Below are 20,138 nucleotides of genomic sequence, written 5' to 3' on the forward strand. Positions count from 1 at the left end.
CCGCGTTCCAGCGGATCCGCGTCGTCGTGCGCGTCCCGCTCCTCGGGACCCGGCCCCGCGCTGGAGCCGACTGCGGGACGCCGCGCGGGGAGCGGCGTCCTCGCGAGGCGTATCCGGGGATCCGCGTTCCAGCGGATCCGCGTCGCCGTGCGCGTCCCGCTCCTCGGGACCCGGCCCCGCGCTGGAGCCGACTGCGGGACGCCGCGCGGGGAGCGGCGTCCTCGCGAGGCGTATCCGGGAATCCGCGTTCCAGCGGATCCGCGTCGTCGTGCGCGTCCCGCTCCTCGGGACCCGGCCCCGCGCTGGAGCCGACTGCGGGACGCCGCGCGGGGAGCGGCGTCTTCGCGAGGCGTATCCGGGGATCCGCGTTCCAGCGGATCCGCGTCGCCGTGCGCGACCCGCTCCTCGGGACCCGGCCCCGCGCTGGAGCCGACTGCGGGACGCCGCGCGGGGAGCGGCGTCCTAACCAGCACTGTGCAAGGCGAACGCCGTCACGAACCCGAGCACCGCGTACAGCCCGGTGAGCACGTCGTCGCGGTCGAACGCCTCGGGGATCATCGTGTTCGAGATCATGGCGAGGATCGCGCCGGCGGCGACGGTCGTCACGAAGGCCACGACCGCGCCCGGTGCGGTGGCGAAGACCAGGAAGCCGACCAGCGCTGCGGCGGCCGAGATCGCGGCGATCCCGCCCCAGACGGTGAAGACGTAGCGGGCGGAGCGGCCGTCGGCTTTCATGCCGACCGTCGAGGACAGGCCCTCGGGGAGGTTCGAGATCGCGACCGCGGCGACGATGGGCACGCTGATCGCCGCTCCCGCTCCGCCCTGGGCGACCGAGAGGCCGAGCACGATCGATTCGGGGACCCCGTCGATCAGGGCGCCGGCCGCGATGGCCGCGCCTCCTCCTCCGCCCGATCCCTTCGCGCTCTTGCGGTTCCCCGCGCCGGCGCGGGTGAGCAGCGCGTCCGCGCCGACGAAGACGACGGCTCCCGCGAGCGTGCCGAGGATCGTCGGGAGCAGTCCTCCGTCGTCCGCCGCCTCCTGCACGAGCTCGTAGGCGAGCGCCGAGATCAGCACCCCTGCTCCGAACGCGGAGATCGCGGCGGTGAGCTTCGGGGGCACGCGCACGAACCAGGCGAGCGCGGCGCCGATCAGGAGGGTGGCGCCGCCGATGGCGCCGCTGGCGAGGGCGAGGGTCCAGGGAGGCACGGCTCCACCCTGGCACCGGCGGTGTCCGGCCGCGGCGGGCTTGACGGGGGCGCTCCGGCGGCGCTCGACCCGCCTCCGCCCGCCCCGACAGCTGTCGTGCAGGCGTCGGGCCGCGATGCCCGGCCGATCCTCGGCGATGGAGGGCCGCTCGGGCCGGGCGTCCCCGTAAACTGCCGGAATGGCGGAGTTCAGCGCGAGTGTTTTCCAGAACGAGTTCCTCTCGGACGGCGCCACCGACGTGCACGCCATCGTCACGGTGACCGCGTCCGGCACGGGGGTCGCCGGGTCCGACGGGGCCGCGGCCGAGATCATCATCGTGGACTGCTCCGGATCGATGACCGGCGAGAACATGACGGCCGCGAAGCGCGCCGCCGCCGTGGCCGTCGACCAGATCCTGGACGGCACCTTCTTCGCCGTCGTGGCCGGATCCGAGCGCGCCGACCGCGCCTTCCCGTACCCCAACGCCACCGTCTCGATGGTGCGGATGGAGCCGGGGGCGCGGGCCGCGGCGAAGGAGGCGATCGGCTACCTTCAGGCCGACGGCGGCACCGCGATGGGCACCTGGCTGACCCTCGCCCGCCAGCTGTTCGCGACCGTGCCGGAGGCGACGCAGAGGCACGCGATCCTCCTCACCGACGGCAAGAACGAGCACGAGTCGCGGATGCAGCTGGACGCGGCGATCCGCGCGGCGTCGGGCGACTTCCAGTGCGACGTGCGCGGCGTCGGCTCCCGCTGGATCGTCGAGGAGGCGCGCACCATCGCGAGCGCCCTGCTGGGCACCGTGGGCCTGATCGCGAACCCGGCCGACATGGCTGCCGACTTCGAGTCGCTGATGCGGGCGTCGATGGGCCGGGGAGTCGCCAACGGTGAGCTCCGCGTCTGGACTCCGCAGGGCGCGCAGCTGCTCTTCGTCCGCCAGGTCGCTCCGAACCTCGAGGACCTCAGCTCCCGGCGGAACGCCGTGAACCCGCTCACCGGCGCCTACCCGACCGGCGCCTGGGGCGACGAGTCGCGGGAGTACCACGTGGCGGTCCGGGTCGCGTCGAAGCCGGTCGGCTCGGAGCAGCTCGCCGCGCGGGTGCAGCTCAGCGTGCGCGACGAGGTGGTCGCCTCCGCCCTGGTGAAGGCGCGCTGGACGGACGACTCCGCCCTGACCGCCCGCATCGACCCCGCCGTCGCCCACTACACCGGCCAGACCGAGCTCGCCTCGGCGATCCAGGACGGGCTCGCGGCCAAGGCGCGGGGCGACGAGGCGACCGCCACGGTCAAGCTCGGGCGCGCGGTGCAGCTCGCCTCCGTCACCGGGAACGACGAGGCGACCGCGAAGCTGCGGAAGGTCGTCGAGATCGACGACCCGAACGAGGGCACCGTGCGGCTCAAGCGCGGCGTGGACCGCCTCGACGAGATGGCGCTGGACACCGCGTCGACCAAGACCACGCGGGTGCGCAAGTGAGCTTCCGCTGTCCCGAGGGGCACACCTCCCAGTCCGGCGACTACTGCGACGTCTGCGGGGCGCCCATCGGTGCCGCTGCGGCCCCGTCGCCCGCTCCCGCCGCGCCGACCACCGCGATCCCGACCGGCCCCTCGGTCTGCCCGCACTGCTCGTTCCCGAACGAGCCCGGCGCCCTGTTCTGCGAGAACTGCGGCTACGACTTCACGACCGGCTCCCTCCCCGAGGCCGATCCGTTCACCTCCTCCGGTGCCGTCCGCGCTCCGGGCGAGGTCGGCGGCTCCGCGACGCCGTCGGGGGACCCGGCCCAGCACCTGGGCGAGGCGCCCGCGCCGCAGGCCGATCCCGCGGCTCCCACCGAGCTGGTCCCGGAGCAGGAGGCCGGCTTCGACACCCCCGTCGCGACCGCGCCGCCCGCCGCTCCGCCGACCGAGGTGATCCCGGAGGCCCCTGCACCCGAGGCCGCAGTCCCCGACGCGGCACCCGGGGCCTCAGCGTCGGAGGAGGAGTCCGCGTCCGCGCCGGCCACCGGCTCCGCCCGCCCCGCCACCGCCTCCGCGGACCCGGACCGCCCGTGGATCGCCGAGCTCTGGGTCGACCCGGAGTGGTACGCCGAGCAGCGCGCCGACGACCCGATGCCCTCGCCCGGCCCGCCCGCGACCGTCGTCCTCCGCGAGCGCACCCTGCTCGTCGGACGCCCGTCCGTCTCCCGCGGCATCTCGCCGCAGGTGGACTGCGGCTCCGACTCCGGTGTCTCGCGGCGCCACTGCCAGCTGAGCACCGACGGCTACCGCTGGTGGGTCGAGGATCTGCAGTCGGCGAACGGCACGTACCTCGCCCCGGCCGGGGCGCCGCTCCCGCAGTCGCCGATCGCCGCCGGTCAGCGCCGCGAGGTCGAGGAGGGCGACCGGATCTACGTGGGCGCCTGGACGCGGATCGTGCTCCGTCCCGCGTTCCCGGGCGAGGCCTAGGGACCCGCGTCCGAACGGTCAGCGACCGACGAGCGCTCCGAGCATCCACGACAGTGCCGCGATCGCGCCGACGCCGACCACGCTCGAGCCGATGATCACGGAGCGCCGGATCCGTGCCGCGCGCGAGTCCGAGGCGGTCGGCGCGCCCGAAGCCGAGCCCGTCGTCATCCCGCCGCGGAGCCGGTGCGCGACGTCGTCGGCGGTCGGCCGCTTCTCCGGGTCCCGCTGCGTCATCGAGGTCAGCAGCGCCCGCCACTCCGCCGGCAGGGTGTCGGGCACGGAGGGGCTGCGGTGGAGGCGGGCGATCGCCGCCTCGAGGACGGTGCCCGAGTACTCCCGGTGACCGGTGATCGCCTCGAGGAGGACCAGGCCGAGGGAGAAGACGTCGCTCGCTCCGCTGATCGGCTCGCCCGCGACCTGCTCCGGGCTGACGAAGCTCGCGGTGCCGATCACGACGCCGTCGCTGGTCAGGCGGGAGCCGTCCATGAAGTGGGCCACGCCGAAGTCGGTGAGCTTGGCGGTGCGGGCGTAGCCGCTGGAGGCGACCTCGCTGACCAGGATGTTCGCAGGCTTCACGTCACGGTGCACGACGCCGCGCTCGTGCAGGTAGGCCAGGGCCTCGGCGAGCTGCGTGCCGATCGCAGCGACCTCCGCCGCCGGGAGGGGGCCGGACTCGAGCCGCGCCTCCATCGTGGGGTCGGCGACGAGCTCCATCACGACGTAGCGGCGGACCTCGCCGCCGAAGTTGTGCAGCCCCGCGTCGAAGAGGTTGACGATGCCCGGGTGGGCGAAGGAGCTCAGCATCCGCACCTCGCGCTCCTGGCGGGCCACGTCCTCGGGGTTCGAGGCCTCCGCGCGGAACACCTTCACGGCGACCTCGCGCTGCACGGTCTCGTCGCGGGCCCGGTAGACCGAGCCCATCCCGCCGGAGCCGATGCGCTCGATCAGGTAGTAGCGGCCGGCCACCTTCTGCTGGGCGGCGTTCGCGGCGACGGTACTCATGGCGATCCCGCCTTCCGCTCGAACGGTGCGCTCCGGAGCGCACGAGGTGGGCGCCTGCGACGACGGTACCGCGGGGCGGCGCCGGCCGGGTCGGCGGAACGGGGGGATTGACACTCCCGGCCCCGGACGGGGGGACGAATGGCCGCTCAGCGCACCGATCCGCACCCCCCCCGCCGCGAGGTCAGCGGAGGCCGCTACGCGCGAAGCCCTGCACGAAGTAGCGCTGGAACACCAGGAACAGCACCACCATCGGCACGACGTTCACCAGGGCGAACGCCATGGTCGCTCCGTAGTCGCTGCCGAACTGCCCCTGGAGGAAGAGCAGCCCGATCGGGAGCGTGAACAGCGCGTTCTCCTTCAGGGCGATGAGCGGCCAGGCGAAGTCGTTCCAGGAGCCGAGCAGCGACATGAAGAAGAGCACGGCGATGAGCGGCTTCGAGAGGGGGAGGACGATGGCCGTGAACACGCGGAAGTGCCCGGCGCCGTCGATCCGGGCCGCCTCGATCAGGTCCCGCGGGATCGCGAGGATGAACTGCCGCGCCAGGAACAGCCCGAACGCCGACGCCGCCGTCGGCAGGATCACCGCCCAGTAGCTCCCGTAGAGGCCGAGGTCGGTGACGAGCCGGAAGAGCGCCACCATGATCACCTGCACGGGCAGGGTGAGCGTCGACAGGGCCAGGAGGAAGAGCACGCCGGATCCGCGGAACCGCAGCTGCGCGAAGGCGTAGCCGCCGAGCAGGTTGATCGTCACGGTGATCAGGGCGGTGACCAGGCTGATCGCGAGGGAGTTGCCGAACCAGGTCGCCACGGGGAACGACGAGAACACCCGCTCGAAGTTCACCAGCGTCAGCTCGCGCGGCCAGAGGCGGAGGGTGCCGCCGAGCAGCTCGGACCGCGAGGAGAACGCGACGACGACCATCCAGTACAGCGGGAAGACGATGACCACCGAGACACCGAGGGCGAGGGCGAGGCGGAGCAGGCGCGAGGTGCGCGACGTGCGGATCATTCGACGAAGTCCCTCGAGCGGTTGGTGCGCCACTGCACCGCGGTGAAGATCATGGTCAGGATCAGCAGCACGATGCCGATGGCCGCGGCGTAGCCCTGGTCGCGGGTAACGAACCCGGTGTCGTAGGCGTAGGTCACGAGCACCGAGGTCGCGTTCTGCGGTCCGCCGCCGGTGAGCACGAAGACGATGTCGAACACCTGGAACGAGTAGATGACGTTGAGGATGAGCAGGAAGAACGACGACGGGCCGACCAGCGGCAGCGTCACGTGGCGGAACTGCTGCCACGCGTTCGCTCCGTCGAGCCGGGCCGCCTCGTAGAGCGCCGGGTTCACCCCCTGCAGCCCCGCCAGGTAGATCAGCATGTTGAAGCCGGTGCGCCACCACAGGGTGACGAGCACCACGGAGGCGAAGGCCGCCGCTCCGCCGGACTGCCAGGCGATGCGGGGGAGGCCGATCGTCTGGAGCATGCCGTCGAGCACGCCGCTGTTCTCGTCGAAGATCAGCACGCCCATCAGCGCCGTCGCCACTCCGGAGACCGCCATCGGCAGGATGAGGATGCTGCGGAACACCGGCCGCGCGGGCAGCACCGAGTTCATCAGCACCGCCGCGCCGAGGCCCAGCGCCATCGAGAGCGGGGTCACGATCAGGGTGAACAGCGCCGTGTTCAACGTCGAGCGCCAGAAGAGGCCGTCGCCGAGCAGCCGCGCGTAGTTGTCGAGTCCGACGAAGACGCCGTCGCCGAAGCCGTTCGTGCGCTGGAAGCCGATCAGGAACGCGCCGCCCAGGGGGACGAACACGAACAGGCCGAGCATCAGCAGGTTCGGCGCGAGGAACGCGTAGGCGGCCGCCGTCTCGCGGGCGGGGGCGCGGGAGGTGCGCCGGGGGCGGGCGGTCACCGCCTCCGGCGCGAGGACCGACCGGCTCACTGCGTCGCGGCCGCGATGCCGGAGGTGAGGCCGGCGATGGTGTCCTCGGTGCTGCGCCCGCCGACGAAGGCCTGCTCCAGCTGCTCCTTGAGCACCGTGATGATCGCGGCCATGTCGGGCGAGGCGACCTGCGCCGAGTCGGACGCCTGGACGGTGCCCGCCTGGCCGAGGAACACCTCGGCGAGCTCGGGGCGCACGGCGAACTCGATGCCCGACTCCGTGAGGTCGCGGCGAGTGGGGAGGAGGGAGGCGCCGGCGCAGAAGTCGCGCATCGCCTCCTCCTCCGTCACGAACGCGAGGAAGGAGGCGGCCAGCTCCGGGTTCTTCGCGGCCTTGGTCGCGACGAGGGCGTTGCCGCCGAAGTCGCCGCCTCCGCGCACGTTGCGCGGGGAGTAGGTGGCGCCCCACTCGAAGTCGAGGGTGGAGTCGGCGTCGGGGATGAGGAACGCGCCGGCGAAGGTCATCGCGGTGGTCTGCGAGTACCAGAGGTCGCTGGCGTAGGTGGTCGCCTGCACGGAGCTGCTCGGCGGCACGAGGCCGTCGGTGAAGAAGCTGCGGCTGAAGTCGATCGCGGCGCGGCCGGCGGCGGAGTCGATCGCGGGCCCGGACAGGTCCTCGGTGAGGAAGCGGCCGTCGGCCTGGAAGAGCAGGCTCAGCCAGCGGGTGACGCCGTTGCCCTGCCAGTTGTAGGCGAAGGGGTAGCGCTCGGCGGGGAGCGAGGCGCGCAGCTTCCGCCCGACCTCGGTGAACTCCTCCCAGGTCCACGCCTCCTCGGGCGAGGAGGGGAAGGAGGTGACGCCCGCGTCGGCCAGCACCTGCGTGTTGTAGAGGATCAGCGAGGTGTCGGTGTGGTGGGGGACGCCGAAGGGGCTCCCGCCGCTCTGCACCGCGGCCCAGGCCGGATCGGTGAACCGCTCGGCGACGTCGGAGTCGAGGAAGCCCGACAGGTCCAGGAGCTGGTCGCGGCCGGCGTAGCTGCCGAACGTGTAGTACGGGACCCGGAAGACGTCCGGCGGGTTCCCCGCCTGCAGCTGCGCGTCGATGTTGGTGAACATCTGCTCGTACGGGACCGCGTTGAGGGTCACGGTGGCGCCGGCGTTCGCCGACTGGAACGCGTCGATCGCGCGCTGGAAGCCGGCCAGCTCGGCGTCGGTGCCCCAGGTGGTGAAGGTGAGGGTGTCGCTGCCGGCGCTCGCCGCGGGGCCCGCGGGGGCGAAGCCGCAGCCGGAGAGGACCGGGACGGAGGCGGCGACGCCGAGGGCTCCGAGGAAGCGGCGGCGGTCGAGGACCGCGCGTCCGAGCTGCGAGAGGTCGAGAGCCCCCGAGGGGAGCCCCTTGCTGGTCAGGCCCATGACGGCCTCCTTCCGGGGGCCAGCGGCAGGCTCCCGGGGGCAGGCTATTCCGGCAGGGCCGCGGGAATCGCGGCTGGACGGATCGGCCGATCCATGAGAGGAGCGGCCGATCCGCGCGGCGGGCGTTCAGCCGCGGCGGCCGAGCATCCCCTCGAACGAGCCGTCGAGCGCCCACGGGTCGGGCGTGGAGCCCGAGCGGGAGGAGCGGGCGGCTTGATCGGCCAGCTCGCGTCCGGCGCGCTCGATGCGCGAGGGCAGCGCCCGTCCGTCCTCGGTCGCGCCGCCCCAGTCGTCCGTCGCCGCGAACACGGTGGTCGCGAGGGGCGCCGCGTGCAGGTAGGTGAAGAGCGGGCGCATCGCGTAGTCGACGGCCAGGGAGTGGCGGGGGGACCCGCCCGTGGCCGCCAGCAGCACGGGCAGGCCGCGCAGCGCCTCCGTGTCGAGCACGTCGACGAACGACTTGAAGAGCCCGCTGTAGCTGGTGGTGAAGATCGGCGTCACGGCGATCAGGCCGTCGGCGCCGGCGACCGCGTCGAGCGCGGTCTGCAGAGCGGGGCTCGCGAAGCCGGTGAGGAGGTTGTTCGTGACGTCGTGCGCGAGGTCGCGCAGCTCCACGACGCTCCGCTCGACGGCGAAGCCCTGCTCGGCGAGGGAGGACTCGGCGGCGTCGGCCAGGCGGTCGGCGAGCAGCCGGGTCGAGGACGGCTGGCGGAGGCCGGCCGAGAGGACGGTGATCCTGCGGGTGTCCATGGAGAGCTCCTGACTAGACGGTGACGGGCTCGGCCGCGGGCTGCGCGTCGCGCGCGGCCACGAGGGAGGCGTGGGTGGGGGCGTCGGGCACGTGCGAGGGGCGGCCCTCGGCGAAGCCCGCGCGGAGGGCGGGGAGGATCTCGCCGAGCATGTCCATCTGCTCCAGGACGGTCTTCAGCGGGAGTCCCGCGTGGTCCATCAGGAAGAGCTGGCGCTGGTAGTCGCCGACGTACTCGCGGAAGCCGAGAGTGCGGTCGATGATCTGCTGCGGGGAGCCGACGGTGAGCGGGGTCTGCTCCGTGAAGTCCTCGAGCGAGGGGCCGTGGCCGTAGACGGGGGCGTTGTCGAAGTAGGGGCGGAACTGCGAGACCGCGTCCTGCGAGTTCTTCGCCAGGAAGATCTGCCCGCCGAGGCCGACGATCGCCTGGTCGGCGGTCCCGTGGCCGTAGTGCTCGAAGCGCTGGCGGTAGAGCTGCACCATCTTCTGGGTGTGCGAGGCGGGCCAGAAGATGTGGTTCGCGAAGAAGCCGTCGCCGTAGTAGGCGGCCTGCTCGGCGATCTGCGGGGAGCGGATCGATCCGTGCCACACGAACGGCGCGACGCCGTCGAGGGGGCGCGGGGTCGACTGGAAGCCCTGGAGGGGCGTGCGGAACTGGCCCTCCCAGTCGACGAAGTCCTCGGTCCACAGGCGGTGCAGCAGGTCGTAGTTCTCGATCGTCAGCTCGATGCCGCGGCGGATGTCCTTGCCGAACCACGGGTAGACGGGGCCGGTGTTGCCGCGGCCGAGCATCAGGTCGACGCGGCCGCCGGCGAGGTGCTGGAGCATCGCGTAGTCCTCGGCGAGCTTCACGGGGTCGTTCGTGGTGATGAGGGCCATCGCGGTGGAGAGCGTGATCCTCTCGGTCTTCGCCGCGAGGTAGCCGAGCGTGGTGGTGGGGGAGGAGGACCAGAACGGCGGGTTGTGGTGCTCGCCCAGGGCGAAGACGTCGAGGCCGATCTCCTCCGCCTTCAGCGCGATCGCGAGGGTCGCCTGGATCTTCTCGGACTCGGACGGGGTCCGTCCGGTCGTGGGGTCGGTCGTGATGTCGCTGACCGTGAAGATGCCGAACTGCATCAGGCGCTCCTTCTGTCCTCCGGCCCGGTGGGGCCTGGTCCATGCGTTTGCATGTACATCCTCATTCAACCACGTGCGGCCGGATCTATTCCCGTGGATCCCCGGGCCTCCGCCGGCCTGTCGGAGGACGGCGCCGGTGCCGTGCCCGGACGTCGCCGACCCGCCCCGCTCGCCCCGCGGCCGCCCGAAACATCCCCGCAATACGCCCCGCACTAGAGTCGTGCCATGGGTGACCTCTTCGACGGATACGGGTCCCAGAAGGTCGAGCGGCCCGACACGGGCGCCACCCCCTGGGACGAGATGTTCGCCGACGTGGCGTCGACCGGAGGCCCCGACGGGGTCCGCGGCGCCTACCGCGACATCTACTCCTCGCTCGCGCGGATGACCCAGGAGGAGCTGCGCGGCCGCACCGACGCGCTCGCCTCCTCCTACCTCGCGCAGGGCGTCACCTTCGACTTCGCGGGGGAGGAGCGGCCGTTCCCGCTCGACGCCGTCCCCCGGGTGATCGAGCGCGCCGAGTGGAACGAGGTGCAGACCGGCATCAAGCAGCGGGTCCGTGCTCTCGAGGCGTTCCTCGCCGACGTCTACGGCCCGCAGAACGCCGTGGCCGACGGCGTCATCCCCGCCGGGCTGATCTCGAGCTCGAGCCACTTCCACCGGCAGGCCGCGGGCATCGTCCCCGCGAACGGCGTGCGGATCCAGGTGTCCGGGATCGACCTGATCCGCGATGAGAAGGGCGGCTGGCGGGTCCTCGAGGACAACGTCCGCGTGCCCTCCGGCGTCTCCTACGTCATCTCGAACCGCCGGGTGATGGCGCAGACGCTGCCCGAGCTGTTCGTCTCGATGCGGGTGCGCCCGGTCGGCGACTACCCGAACAAGCTGCTGCAGGCACTGCGCGCCTCCGCCCCCGACGGCGTCGACGACCCGACCGTGGTCGTGCTCACTCCGGGCGTCTACAACTCCGCCTACTTCGAGCACACCCTCCTCGCCCGCCTCATGGGCGTCGAGCTGGTCGAGGGCCGCGACCTGTTCTGCACGGGCGGCAAGGTGTTCATGCGCACCACCTCCGGCCCGACCAGGGTCGACGTGATCTACCGCCGCGTGGACGACGAGTTCCTCGATCCGCTGCAGTTCCGCGCCGACTCGATGCTCGGCTCACCCGGGCTGATGCTCGCGGCCCGGCTCGGGAACGTCACGATCGCCAACGCGGTCGGCAACGGCGTCGCCGACGACAAGCTCGTCTACACCTACCTGCCCGACCTCATCCGCTACTACCTCTCGGAGGAGCCGGTGATCAAGAACGTCGACACGTGGCGGCTCGAGGACCCGGGAGCGCTCGAGGAGGTGCTCGACCGCCTCGACGAGCTCGTCGTGAAGCCGGTCGACGGCTCCGGCGGCAAGGGCCTGGTCGTCGGGCCGGCCGCCTCGGCGAAGGAGCTCGCGGAGCTGCGCTCCCGCCTCCAGGCCGACCCGCGCGGCTGGATCGCGCAGCCGGTCGTGCAGCTCTCCACCATCCCCACCCTCGTCGACGACGGGATGCGCCCCCGGCACGCCGACCTGCGGCCCTTCGCCGTGAACGACGGCACCGACGTCTGGGTGCTGCCCGGCGGCCTGACCCGCGTCGCGCTCCCGGAGGGGCAGCTCGTCGTCAACTCGTCGCAGGGCGGCGGATCGAAGGACACCTGGGTGGTCGGCCTCGAGGAGGCGCGCAGCGCGGAGCCCGAGGCGCGCGACATCCAGGCGCTCGTCGCCGAGCAGGCCGCGGTCACCAGCTCCATCCCGATCGTCTACCCGCTCAACCACACGCCCGACCACTCGCCGCAGGACGCGCCGAACACCGACCAGGACCAGCAGCAGCAGCAGACGCTCGCGGCGGGGGAGGACGACTGATGCTCTCCCGGATCGCCGAGTCGCTGTTCTGGATCGGCCGCTACATCGAGCGGTCCGACGGCACCGCCCGCATCCTCGACGTCCACCTCCAGCTCCTGCTCGAGGACCCGTGGATCGACGAGGACACGGCCTGCCGCTCGCTCCTGTCCGTGATGGGCTCGACCCCGCCCGACGACATGCGCGAGATCACCCGCGCCGACGTGCTGGCGATCCTCGCGATCGACCGCACGAACCCCGCCTCGATCGCCTACTCGCTCGGCGCCGCCCGCGAGAACGCCCGCCGGGCGCGCGAGATCGTCTCGACGGAGCTCTGGGAGTGCCTCAACACCACGCGCACCCGGATGCCGCGCCGCGTCTCGGGCGAGCGGGTGTCGGAGTTCTTCAGCTGGGTGAGGGAGCGCTCCGCCCTCGCCGTCGGCATCATCGAGTCGGCGACCTCGCGCGACGAGGCCTGGCAGTTCTTCACGCTCGGCCGCTCGATCGAGCGCGCCGACATGACCGCCCGCCTGCTCGCCACCCGCTCGCTGACCGAGGCGAGCGGCCCCTCCTGGACCACGATCCTCCGCTCCTGCGGCGCCTACGAGGCGTACCTGCGCACCTACCGGGGCGTGCCGAGCGCGCGGAACGCGGCCGAGTTCCTCCTCCTGGACCGGCTGTTCCCGCGCTCGATCCTCTTCTCGGTCTCGCGGGCGGAGGCGTGCATGCGCGACATCGAGCCGCGCACCGGCCGCATCGGCCACTCCGGCGACGCGCAGCGCGTCCTCGGGCGGATCCGCAGCGAGCTGGAGTTCCGGCCGATCACCGACATCCTCGAGGACCTGCCGCGGCACATGGACAGCGTGCAGGAGGCGACCTCGGCCGCTTCCGAGGCGATCCGCCAGCGGTACTTCCCCACCAACGTCATGCCGAGCTGGATCGGGGAGGCGCTGTGAGCAGGCTGCGCATCAGGCACACCACGGGCTTCACCTACGCGGGGGACGTGGTCGCGTCCTACAACGAGGCGCGGATGCTCCCCGCCTCCTCGGACGGGCAGCTGGTGCTGTTCTCGAACCTCGACATCAGGCCGGTGACCTCGGTGCACGCCTACACCGACTACTGGGGCACCCGCGTCTCGTCGTTCGACGTGCTCGACGCCCACCGCGAGCTCTCGCTGACGGCGACCTCGCTCGTCGAGATCCGGCCGAAGCAGCACCCCGACCACCCGACCGGGTGGGATCAGCTGTCCGAGCAGGTCGAGACGCGCACCGAGTACGTGGAGCAGTCGAAGCAGACCCACCGCACCGCGCCGCCGGAGGACCTCGCGGCGATGGCGCGCTCGCTCGCGGACGAGGCGGCCGGCCCGTGCGAGGCCGCGCTCACGATCGCCGAGACGATCGGCCGGGCGATGACCTACCGGCAGGGCGTCACCGGCGTGCACTCCACCGCGACGGAGTCGTGGACCGCGCGCGAGGGCGTCTGCCAGGACATCACGCACATCGTCCTCGGGGCGCTGCGCTCGGTGGGCATCCCGGCGCGCTACGTCTCGGGCTACCTGCACCCCAAGCCGCACGCCGAGATCGGCGAGACCGTGGTGGGGGAGTCCCACGCCTGGGTCGAGTGGTTCTGCGGAGGAGCCTGGCGCGGCTACGACCCGACGAACCTGATCGACATCGGCGACCGCCACGTCATCGTCGGCCGGGGCCGCGACTACAACGACATCGCGCCGTTGCGCGGGGTGTTCGCCGGGCCCCGCTCGTCGAAGCTCTTCGTCCGCGTCGAGATCACCCGCGAGGCCTGAGGGCGGGCGGCGGTCGCGCCCCGCGTCGGGGGCGACCCGTCGAGTGGGCGGTCCGCGGATCCGCCCGGCGTGCGGACCGGCCGACGGAGCTTAGGCGCGCGGACGCAGCAGGGGGACTCCGCCGGTGGCGGGCAGAGCCTCCGGCCCGGGGGCCGCGAGCCGGGCGGCGCGGCGCAGGCGGAGGTGGAAGGCGAGTCCGATGGCGGCCGCCGCGATCCCGGAGGCGGCGCCGACCAGCATCGCCTGGCGCGGACCGTAGGCGTTCGCGACCCAGCCGATCAGCGGGGCGCCGATCGGGGTGCCGCCGACGAAGATGGCCATGTAGAGCGCCATGACCCGGCCCCGCATCTCGGGGGCGGTCGAGAGCTGCACGTAGCCGTTGGCCGAGGTCATCAGCGTCTGCGCCGCGATGCCGACGAAGGGGAGCAGGATCGCGAACGCCCAGACGGTCGGCATGACGCCGGCCAGCGCGAGCGCGACGCCGAACGCCGCGGAGGCGCCGACGATGAGCCGGAGCCTCGGGCGGTCGCGGCGAGCCGAGAGGAGCGCCCCCAGCACCGAGCCGACGGCTATGGCGGAGGAGAGGAGGCCGAACTCGCTCGCCCCCATGTCGAACTCGACCGTCGCCATCGTCGAGGCGAAGATCGGGAAGTTCAGGCCGAAGGTGCCGATCAGGAACACGATCGCGAGCACCACGAGGATGTCCGGCCGCTTCGACACGTAGCGGAACCCCTCCAGCAGCGCACCCGGGCCGCGGGTGGCGCGCGGGGCGCTGCGGAGCTGGTCGCGGTGCAGTGCGCGCAGCGAGAGCAGGACGGCGAGGAAGCTCGCGGCGTTGAGGAGGAAGACCCAGCCGGAGCCGACCGCGGCGATCAGCACGCCCGCGAGGGCCGGTCCGATCATCCGCGCCGAGTTGAAGGAGGCCGAGTTCAGCGAGACGGCGTTGGTGAGGTCGCGCTCCTCGACCAGCGCCGACACGAACGTCTGGCGCACGGGCGCGTCGATCGCCGCGGCGAAGCCGAGCAGCAGGGCGAAGAGGTAGACCATCCAGAGCTGGACGACCCCGGTCACGACGATGAGCCCCAGGCCGAGCCCGAGCGCGCCCATCGCGCCCTGGGTGGCCATCAGGAGCTTCCGCCGGTCGAAGCGGTCGGCGATGAAGCCGGAGAAGGGCACCATCACGAGCTGCGGTCCGAACTGCAGAGCCATGGTCACGCCGAGCGCCGTCGCGTCGTGGTCGGTCAGGTCGTTGATCACGATCCAGTCCTGGGCCGTGCGCTGCATCCAGGTGCCGACGTTCGAGACCATCGCGCCCGCGAACCAGATGCGGTAGTTCGGCACGGCGAGGGAGCGGAACATCGCGCTCATCGGTCGGCCACCGCGCGCAGGACCGCCGCCGCGTCGTGGAGGAGGCGCAGGTCCTCGGGAGGGAGCTCCTCGAGGCGCGCCACGAGCCAGGCGTCGCGGCTGCGGCGCACGTCGAGCACCAGTGCGGTGCCGGCCTCCGTGGGGCGGATGCGGGTGACGCGGCCGTCGGCGGGGTCGGCCAGGCGCTCCGCGAGTCCTTCGTCGACCAGGCAGCCGACCGTGCGGGTCATCGACGGCGGGCGGACCCGCTCCGCCTCGGCCAGCTCGCCGAGGGTCTTCGCGCCCTCGCGGTGCAGGAGCGCGAGCACGCTGAACTGCGGATCGCTGAGCTCGTGCTGGGCCTTCTCCTGCCGGAGCCGCCGTCCGAGCCGGCCGACCGCTGCCCGCACCTCGCCCGCGAGGGAGGTCAGCGGGAGATCGGTCTGCAGGGTCTCGGTCGATGGCACATAGTTAGCCTAACAAAAGAACTGCCGCTCAGGCGGAGGTCCGCGCGGTCCGCACCGCTCCGATGCTCGCGGCGACCACGAGCGCGATCCCGACGGCCTCGACGGCGCTGAGGCGCTGACCGAGCACGAGGAATCCCGAGAGCGCGGCCGCCCCGGGGGAGAGCGACATCAGGATCGAGAAGGTGGAGGAGCGCAGGCGCCGCAGCGCCAGCAGCTCCAGCGCGTAGGGCACCGCGGAGGAGAGCACCGCCACGGCGAGCCCGAGGAGCAGCACCGGCGGCACCACCAGGGCGGGCCCGGCGGAGGCGAGGCCGAACGGCAGCGACACGATCGCGCCGGCCGCCAGCGCCAGCGCGAGCCCGTCGATCCCCTGGAACCGCCCGCCGGTGCGGCCGGCGAAGACGATGTACGCGGCCCAGAGCACTGCGGCCCCCAGCGCGAAGCCGACGCCGACCGGGTCCAGCGCCGAGAACCCGCCCTGCGACAGGGTCACCACCCCGGCCAGCGCGAGCACCGCCCAGACCAGGCTCAGCACGCTCCTCCCGGCGATCACCGAGAGCGTCAGCGGCCCGAGCACCTCGAGGGTGACGGCGGCGCCCTGCGGGATCCGGGCGATGGCCTCGTAGTAGCAGGCGTTCATCCCGCCGAGGGCGAGACCGTAGGCGGCGACGGTGGCCCAGTCGCTCCGGCTATGGCCGCGCAGCCGCGGACGGCAGACCAGGAGCAGCACGACTGCTGAGAACACCAGCCGGAGCGTGACGGTGCCGATCGGCCCCGCGGCGGGGAAGAGCAGCACGGCGAAGGAGGCGCCCAGCTGCACGCTCGCGACCGACCCGAGCACCAGGCCGATCGAGCCCGCGCTCGCCGGGCGCCGCTCCGGAGCGGCCGCTGCGCTCAGCTGGAGCGCCGCTGCGTCTGGACGGGCGGGACGTTGTAGCCGAGCAGGCCGACGCCGGTCGCGTCCCAGCGCAGCGTGGTCAGCGAGACGTTGTCGACCACCGGGAAGGTGTGCCGGTAGGTCTCGGGGTTGATGCCGAGATAGGCGCACAGCAGGAGGCGGATGAGCGTGCCGTGCGCGACGACGAGCACCCGGCCGTCGGGGTGCTCGCGGTGGATGCGCGCGAGTGAGGTGTTCGCGCGGGCGACGGCGTCGAGGCCGGACTCGCCGCCGGGCATCGGCTGGATGGCCGGCGCCGCGACCCACGCGTGGTACTCGTCCGGGAAGCGCTTCTCCATCTCGTCGGTGGTCAGCCCCTCACCGCGGCCGAAGTCGACCTCGACCAGCGCCGGGTCGGGCTGCAGCTCGAGGTGGGCCGCCCGCGCGGCGGGCACGGCGGTGCGCACGGCCCGGACCAGGGTGGAGGAGTACACCGCCTCGAGGTCGGCGTCGACGGCCCAGGCGGCCAGAGTCGCCGCCTGGTCCTGGCCCCGGGGGGTCAGCGCGATGTCGGAGGAGCCCGCGAAGCGGTTCTCGGAGTGCCAGACAGTCTCTCCGTGCCGGGCGAGGATCAGGGTCGTCACCCCCTGAGCCTACCGACCGCGCGGGCCCGCGGGCCCCGCGCTCAGGCGGCGGGGACGCCGTAGTGCGCGTCGACCATCACCGGGAGGTGGTCCGAGACGCCCTGGGGCAGCGTGGAGACCCGCTCGATCCGCACGGAGTCGCTGATCGCGAAGTCGAAGTGGCCGCTGAAGTAGCGGTAGCGCGCGTAGGTCGGGGAGTCGCTCCGCGAGACCAGGTAGCCGTTCCGGGTCATCCGGCGGTCGAGTCCGCGGAAGAACCACGGGTAGTTGTAGTCGCCGACCATCAGGGAGGGGGTGTCCGGCGCGTACTCGCGCAGCCGGTTGAGCGCCTCGTCGATCTGCTTGCGGCGCAGGGCGTTGCCGGCCGAGAGCGGGGCGGCGTGGAAGGAGGAGACGGCGATCGATCCGCCGTCGCGGTCGTCGAGGCAGACGGCCAGCAGGCGCTCGTGAGCGGGGGACATCACCCGGTCGTGCATGGACTTGCTGAGCTCGAACGCGGCGCTTCCGGAGAGCTCGAAGCGGTCCTGCGAGTAGTAGACGGCCAGGCCCAGGCGGTTGCGGGCCGTGACGGACGCGAGCCGGAGCGAGCCCACCTCCTGCGGCAGCTTCGTGGTGTCGCACTCCTGCAGGCACAGCACGTCGATGTCGTGGCGGGCGGCGAGGGGGGCGATCTCGGCGTGCGCTCGGTGCTCCCGGAGGTTGTAGGAGATCACGCGGAGGGCGCGTTCGGTCGGCTGCATTTCGCCAGTGTAGGGCGCGCCGACCGAGCGCCGGCCGACCCTCCGGCGAACACGGAGGGACCTCCTCGGAACGCGGTCGGAACGTTCGCCGACCGGCCGGGGAGGTCCCTCGCGGAGCCGTGTCAGTGCTGCTCGGTGCCCGAGGCGTCGGTCTCGGCGTCGGTGCCGTGGACGCCGTCGGTGGGGCCCCAGTCGGGCAGCGGGGGGTTCTGCTCCTCGCCGTCGGCGCCGACGCCGTCGGCCAGGGGGGAGGCCGCGCCGCCGACCTCGTCGAGGCCCGCGGAGGTGCCGGTCTCGGTGGCGGGGTCGGGCGTGCGCGCGCCGTCGGTCGTGTCGGTGCCGTCGGTCGTGTCGGTGGGGGTGGGCTCGATGTCGTAGTCGGAGCTGCTCATGTCCCGACGCTACGACTCCACCGCCCGCGGGGGCACCCCCTTGCGCTCCCGCGAACGACGGAGGCCCCCCGCACCGGGAAGGTGCGAGGGGCCTCCGAAGGGGGAGTGCTCAGCGTCCGTAGGCGGAGGCGGCGGGGCAGTCGAACGGGTCGCCGCCGGCCGACAGGCCGACCTTGTTGAGGTAGCGGACGACGATCGCGTACGACTCCATCAACGAGGTCTCGGTGTAGGGGATCTGGTGGGTGGTGCAGTACTCCTTGGCGATGACCTGCGCACGGCGCAGCGCCGGGCGGGGCATGTTCGGGAAGAGGTGGTGCTCCACCTGGTAGTTGAGTCCGCCCATGTAGAGGTCGGTGAACCAGGTGCTGCGGATGCTGCGCGAGGTGAGGACCTGGCGGCGGAGGAAGTCGACGCGCGCCTCCTTCGGCAGCAGCGGCATGCCCTTGTGGTTCGGCGCGAACGAGGCGCCCATGTAGAGGCCGAAGACGCCCAGCTGCACGCCGACGAAGGCGAACGCCATGCCGAGGGGGAGGGCCCAGAAGACGACGGCGAGGTAGAGGCCGACGCGGGTGACGAGCATGGTGATCTCGACCCAGCGCTTGTCGACCTTTCCCTTGCCGAACACGGTGCGGAAGCCGTGCAGGTGCAGGTTGAGGCCCTCGAGCAGCAGGAGCGGGAAGAACGCGTAGCCCTGGCGGCGGGTGAGCCAGGCGTAGAGGCCGCGCGAGCGGGCCGCGTCCTCGGCGGTGAAGGAGACGACGTCGCGCTCGATGTCCGGGTCCTTGCCCAGCACGTTCGGGTTCGCGTGGTGGCGGCTGTGCTTGGTCATCCACCAGGAGTAGCTGATGCCGACGAAGAGGTTCGCGAGGGTGCGGCCGGCGACGTCGTTGGCCTTGCCGGACTCGAACACCTGGCGGTGCGAGGCCTCGTGGGCGAGGAAGGCGAACTGCGTCAGCACGATGCCGAGGGCGGCGGCGAGCAGGAGCTGGAACCAGGAGTCGCCCAGCAGGACGAAGCCGGTGACGATGCCGCCGAGCGCGAGGACCAGCGCGCCGAACATCGTGTAGTAGAAGCCGGTGCGGCGGCGGAGGAGCCCCGCGTCGCGGACCGTGCTGAGGAGACCGGAGTACTCGGTCGTCGGGTTGACGCGGCCGTCGGCGCGGGGGCGGGTGCGGACGACGCGGGGGGCGCCTCCGGTGACGGACGTGGTGGTGGGGGTGCTCATCGGCGCCTCGCTCTTCGTGGTGACCGTCGGCGTCGACGGTCTCTCGGTGAGCGATCCCGACGGGGGCGGTCCGCTCATGGTTCACCGCGTCGGTAGGGGCCGGACGCGGCATCAGGGCGACCGGGGTCAAGGGCAACCTGGTGTGAACACTACGGGGACGGCGGCGGCACCGCACCATGGCGATTGCCAGCCTTCGCTCCGCGCGTGTCGGGAAGGGGAGTGCGCCTCCGGCGGGACCGCCGGAGGCGCACGGGCTCAGGAGCCGATCGAGTCCTGCGGGCGGCCGGACTTGAGCGCGGCGAGGCGCGCCTCCACCTCGGTCATCTCACCGAGATCCTCGAGCGACTCGAACTGCGCGTCCAGGCTCGAGGAGGCGAGCTCCTCCGCGCCGCGGACGCGCGCCTCCTCGCGGCGGATCTTCTGCTCGAAGCGGCTCACCTCGCTCGTCGGGTCCATCAGGTCGATGCTCTTCACGGCGTCCTGGACCTGGCTCTGCGCCTCGACGGTCTTCGAGCGCGCGATCAGCTCGTCGCGCTTGCTCGAGAGCTGCTGCAGCTTCTCGCGCATCTGGTTCAGGCCCGACTTGAGCTTGTCGACGACCTCGGTCTGCGAGGCGATGGTCGGCTCGGCGTCCTTCGCCTCCTTCTCGGACTGGATCTGGCGCTGCAGAGCGACCTTGGCCAGCGCGTCGAACTTGTCGGCGTCGCCGGCGCTCCCGCCGGTGCGCAGCTCGTCGGCCTTGCGGCTCGCGGCGAGGGCCTTGCCGCCCCACTCCTGGGCGTTCTGCACGTCCTCGCGGTAGTCGTCCTCGAGCAGGCGCAGGTTGCCGATCGTGGTGGCGATCGCCGCCTCGGCGTCGCGGATGCTGTCGGTGTAGTCGCGGACCATCTGGTCGAGCATCTTCTGCGGGTCCTCGGCCTGGTCGAGGAGCGCGTTGATGTTGGCCTTCGCGAGCTGCGCGATGCGGCCGAAGATCGACTGTCTCTGAGCCATGGGTGTCTC

The 20,138-nt window shown here is 72.5% G+C and carries 20 protein-coding genes; 5 read left to right on the forward strand and 15 right to left on the reverse strand.

What is annotated here, in order from left to right; translation table 11 throughout:
- Positions 1–462: 462 nt before the first annotated feature.
- Entirely contained in the window at positions 463–1,206 is a 744-nt protein-coding gene (locus C5C29_RS12220; RefSeq protein WP_104223842.1) for a ZIP family metal transporter, read from the reverse strand.
- A gap of 178 nt (positions 1,207–1,384) precedes the next feature.
- On the opposite strand from C5C29_RS12220, the gene C5C29_RS12225 reads away from it, so the two are divergent.
- Both C5C29_RS12225 and C5C29_RS12230 read left to right on the forward strand, forming a co-directional pair.
- Positions 1,385–2,659, forward strand: a complete 1,275-nt coding sequence (locus C5C29_RS12225) for a VWA domain-containing protein (protein WP_104223843.1) — start codon at positions 1,385–1,387, stop codon at positions 2,657–2,659.
- The gene (locus tag C5C29_RS12230) at positions 2,656–3,627 is read left to right on the forward strand and encodes an FHA domain-containing protein (RefSeq protein WP_104223844.1); all 972 of its coding nucleotides are present in this window, start codon (positions 2,656–2,658) and stop codon (positions 3,625–3,627) included. Before C5C29_RS12225 ends, C5C29_RS12230 begins: the two co-directional genes overlap by 4 nt.
- A gap of 18 nt (positions 3,628–3,645) precedes the next feature.
- Here the strand turns inward: C5C29_RS12230 and C5C29_RS12235 are convergent, their stop codons facing one another.
- The 6 genes from C5C29_RS12235 to C5C29_RS12260 all read right to left on the reverse strand — a co-directional run bounded on the left by C5C29_RS12235 (position 3,646) and on the right by C5C29_RS12260 (position 9,777).
- Entirely contained in the window at positions 3,646–4,629 is a 984-nt protein-coding gene (locus tag C5C29_RS12235; RefSeq protein WP_104308420.1) for a serine/threonine-protein kinase, read from the reverse strand.
- A gap of 181 nt (positions 4,630–4,810) precedes the next feature.
- Positions 4,811–5,635 (reverse strand): carbohydrate ABC transporter permease, encoded by an 825-nt coding sequence (locus tag C5C29_RS12240; protein WP_104223846.1) that lies wholly within the window; start codon positions 5,633–5,635, stop codon positions 4,811–4,813.
- On the reverse strand, positions 5,632–6,531 hold the full coding sequence (locus tag C5C29_RS12245) for a carbohydrate ABC transporter permease (protein WP_258067598.1): 900 nt from the start codon (positions 6,529–6,531) through the stop codon (positions 5,632–5,634). The genes C5C29_RS12240 and C5C29_RS12245 overlap by 4 nt, the downstream gene beginning before the upstream one ends.
- Before the next feature lie 26 nt (positions 6,532–6,557).
- Positions 6,558–7,913, reverse strand: a complete 1,356-nt coding sequence (locus tag C5C29_RS12250) for a sugar ABC transporter substrate-binding protein (protein ID WP_104223847.1) — start codon at positions 7,911–7,913, stop codon at positions 6,558–6,560.
- A 126-nt stretch (positions 7,914–8,039) separates the two neighbouring features.
- On the reverse strand, positions 8,040–8,663 hold the full coding sequence (locus C5C29_RS12255) for an FMN reductase (RefSeq protein ID WP_104223848.1): 624 nt from the start codon (positions 8,661–8,663) through the stop codon (positions 8,040–8,042).
- A gap of 13 nt (positions 8,664–8,676) precedes the next feature.
- Positions 8,677–9,777: an LLM class flavin-dependent oxidoreductase gene (locus C5C29_RS12260; RefSeq protein WP_104223849.1), complete on the reverse strand. Its 1,101-nt coding sequence runs from the start codon at positions 9,775–9,777 to the stop codon at positions 8,677–8,679.
- A 225-nt stretch (positions 9,778–10,002) separates the two neighbouring features.
- Here C5C29_RS12260 and C5C29_RS12265 point away from each other — a divergent pair, with 225 nt between their 5' ends.
- The 3 genes from C5C29_RS12265 to C5C29_RS12275 are packed head-to-tail and all read left to right on the forward strand — an operon-like array spanning position 10,003 to position 13,444.
- The gene (locus tag C5C29_RS12265; protein WP_104223850.1) at positions 10,003–11,667 is read left to right on the forward strand and encodes a circularly permuted type 2 ATP-grasp protein; all 1,665 of its coding nucleotides are present in this window, start codon (positions 10,003–10,005) and stop codon (positions 11,665–11,667) included.
- Positions 11,667–12,599, forward strand: coding sequence for an alpha-E domain-containing protein (locus C5C29_RS12270; RefSeq protein ID WP_104223851.1), 933 nt, complete (start codon positions 11,667–11,669; stop codon positions 12,597–12,599). Before C5C29_RS12265 ends, C5C29_RS12270 begins: the two co-directional genes overlap by 1 nt.
- Positions 12,596–13,444: a transglutaminase family protein gene (locus C5C29_RS12275; protein WP_104223852.1), complete on the forward strand. Its 849-nt coding sequence runs from the start codon at positions 12,596–12,598 to the stop codon at positions 13,442–13,444. The genes C5C29_RS12270 and C5C29_RS12275 overlap by 4 nt, the downstream gene beginning before the upstream one ends.
- A gap of 90 nt (positions 13,445–13,534) precedes the next feature.
- On the opposite strand, the gene C5C29_RS12280 is transcribed toward C5C29_RS12275, so the two are convergent.
- The 8 genes from C5C29_RS12280 to C5C29_RS12315 form a co-directional block, all read right to left on the reverse strand.
- Complete coding sequence (locus tag C5C29_RS12280; protein ID WP_104223853.1) at positions 13,535–14,812, reverse strand: MFS transporter; 1,278 nt, start codon at positions 14,810–14,812, stop codon at positions 13,535–13,537.
- Positions 14,809–15,258: a MarR family winged helix-turn-helix transcriptional regulator gene (locus C5C29_RS12285; RefSeq protein ID WP_258062292.1), complete on the reverse strand. Its 450-nt coding sequence runs from the start codon at positions 15,256–15,258 to the stop codon at positions 14,809–14,811. Before C5C29_RS12285 ends, C5C29_RS12280 begins: the two co-directional genes overlap by 4 nt.
- Before the next feature lie 28 nt (positions 15,259–15,286).
- Positions 15,287–16,099, reverse strand: coding sequence for a DMT family transporter (locus tag C5C29_RS12290; RefSeq protein ID WP_244229480.1), 813 nt, complete (start codon positions 16,097–16,099; stop codon positions 15,287–15,289).
- 53 nt (positions 16,100–16,152) lie between these two features.
- Positions 16,153–16,779 (reverse strand): histidine phosphatase family protein, encoded by a 627-nt coding sequence (locus C5C29_RS12295; RefSeq protein ID WP_104223854.1) that lies wholly within the window; start codon positions 16,777–16,779, stop codon positions 16,153–16,155.
- A 41-nt stretch (positions 16,780–16,820) separates the two neighbouring features.
- Entirely contained in the window at positions 16,821–17,519 is a 699-nt protein-coding gene (locus C5C29_RS12300) for an endonuclease/exonuclease/phosphatase family protein (RefSeq protein WP_104308421.1), read from the reverse strand.
- 122 nt (positions 17,520–17,641) lie between these two features.
- Positions 17,642–17,911, reverse strand: a complete 270-nt coding sequence (locus C5C29_RS12305) for a hypothetical protein (RefSeq protein WP_104226203.1) — start codon at positions 17,909–17,911, stop codon at positions 17,642–17,644.
- 109 nt (positions 17,912–18,020) lie between these two features.
- Positions 18,021–19,136, reverse strand: coding sequence for an acyl-CoA desaturase (locus tag C5C29_RS12310; RefSeq protein ID WP_104226226.1), 1,116 nt, complete (start codon positions 19,134–19,136; stop codon positions 18,021–18,023).
- 255 nt (positions 19,137–19,391) lie between these two features.
- Positions 19,392–20,129 carry a PspA/IM30 family protein gene (locus tag C5C29_RS12315; RefSeq protein ID WP_104223858.1) on the reverse strand — a complete coding sequence of 246 codons (738 nt, stop codon included), beginning with the start codon at positions 20,127–20,129 and terminating at the stop codon, positions 19,392–19,394.
- Positions 20,130–20,138 lie beyond the last annotated feature (9 nt).

Origin of the sequence: Rathayibacter sp. AY1H2, from assembly GCF_002931985.1 — a bacterium.
Classification (GTDB): domain Bacteria; phylum Actinomycetota; class Actinomycetes; order Actinomycetales; family Microbacteriaceae; genus Rathayibacter.

Coding starts and splice junctions, on each gene's coding strand:
- C5C29_RS12225 (WP_104223843.1), top strand. CDS start 1,385: ATGGCGGAGTTCAGCGCGAGTGTTTTCCAGAACGAGTTCCTCTCGGAC.
- C5C29_RS12235 (WP_104308420.1), bottom strand. CDS start 4,629: ATGAGTACCGTCGCCGCGAACGCCGCCCAGCAGAAGGTGGCCGGCCGC.
- C5C29_RS12240 (WP_104223846.1), bottom strand. CDS start 5,635: ATGATCCGCACGTCGCGCACCTCGCGCCTGCTCCGCCTCGCCCTCGCC.
- C5C29_RS12250 (WP_104223847.1), bottom strand. CDS start 7,913: ATGGGCCTGACCAGCAAGGGGCTCCCCTCGGGGGCTCTCGACCTCTCG.
- C5C29_RS12255 (WP_104223848.1), bottom strand. CDS start 8,663: ATGGACACCCGCAGGATCACCGTCCTCTCGGCCGGCCTCCGCCAGCCG.
- C5C29_RS12260 (WP_104223849.1), bottom strand. CDS start 9,777: ATGCAGTTCGGCATCTTCACGGTCAGCGACATCACGACCGACCCCACG.
- C5C29_RS12265 (WP_104223850.1), top strand. CDS start 10,003: ATGGGTGACCTCTTCGACGGATACGGGTCCCAGAAGGTCGAGCGGCCC.
- C5C29_RS12270 (WP_104223851.1), top strand. CDS start 11,667: ATGCTCTCCCGGATCGCCGAGTCGCTGTTCTGGATCGGCCGCTACATC.
- C5C29_RS12280 (WP_104223853.1), bottom strand. CDS start 14,812: ATGAGCGCGATGTTCCGCTCCCTCGCCGTGCCGAACTACCGCATCTGG.
- C5C29_RS12300 (WP_104308421.1), bottom strand. CDS start 17,519: ATGCAGCCGACCGAACGCGCCCTCCGCGTGATCTCCTACAACCTCCGG.
- C5C29_RS12305 (WP_104226203.1), bottom strand. CDS start 17,911: ATGAGCAGCTCCGACTACGACATCGAGCCCACCCCCACCGACACGACC.
- C5C29_RS12310 (WP_104226226.1), bottom strand. CDS start 19,136: ATGAGCACCCCCACCACCACGTCCGTCACCGGAGGCGCCCCCCGCGTC.
- C5C29_RS12315 (WP_104223858.1), bottom strand. CDS start 20,129: ATGGCTCAGAGACAGTCGATCTTCGGCCGCATCGCGCAGCTCGCGAAG.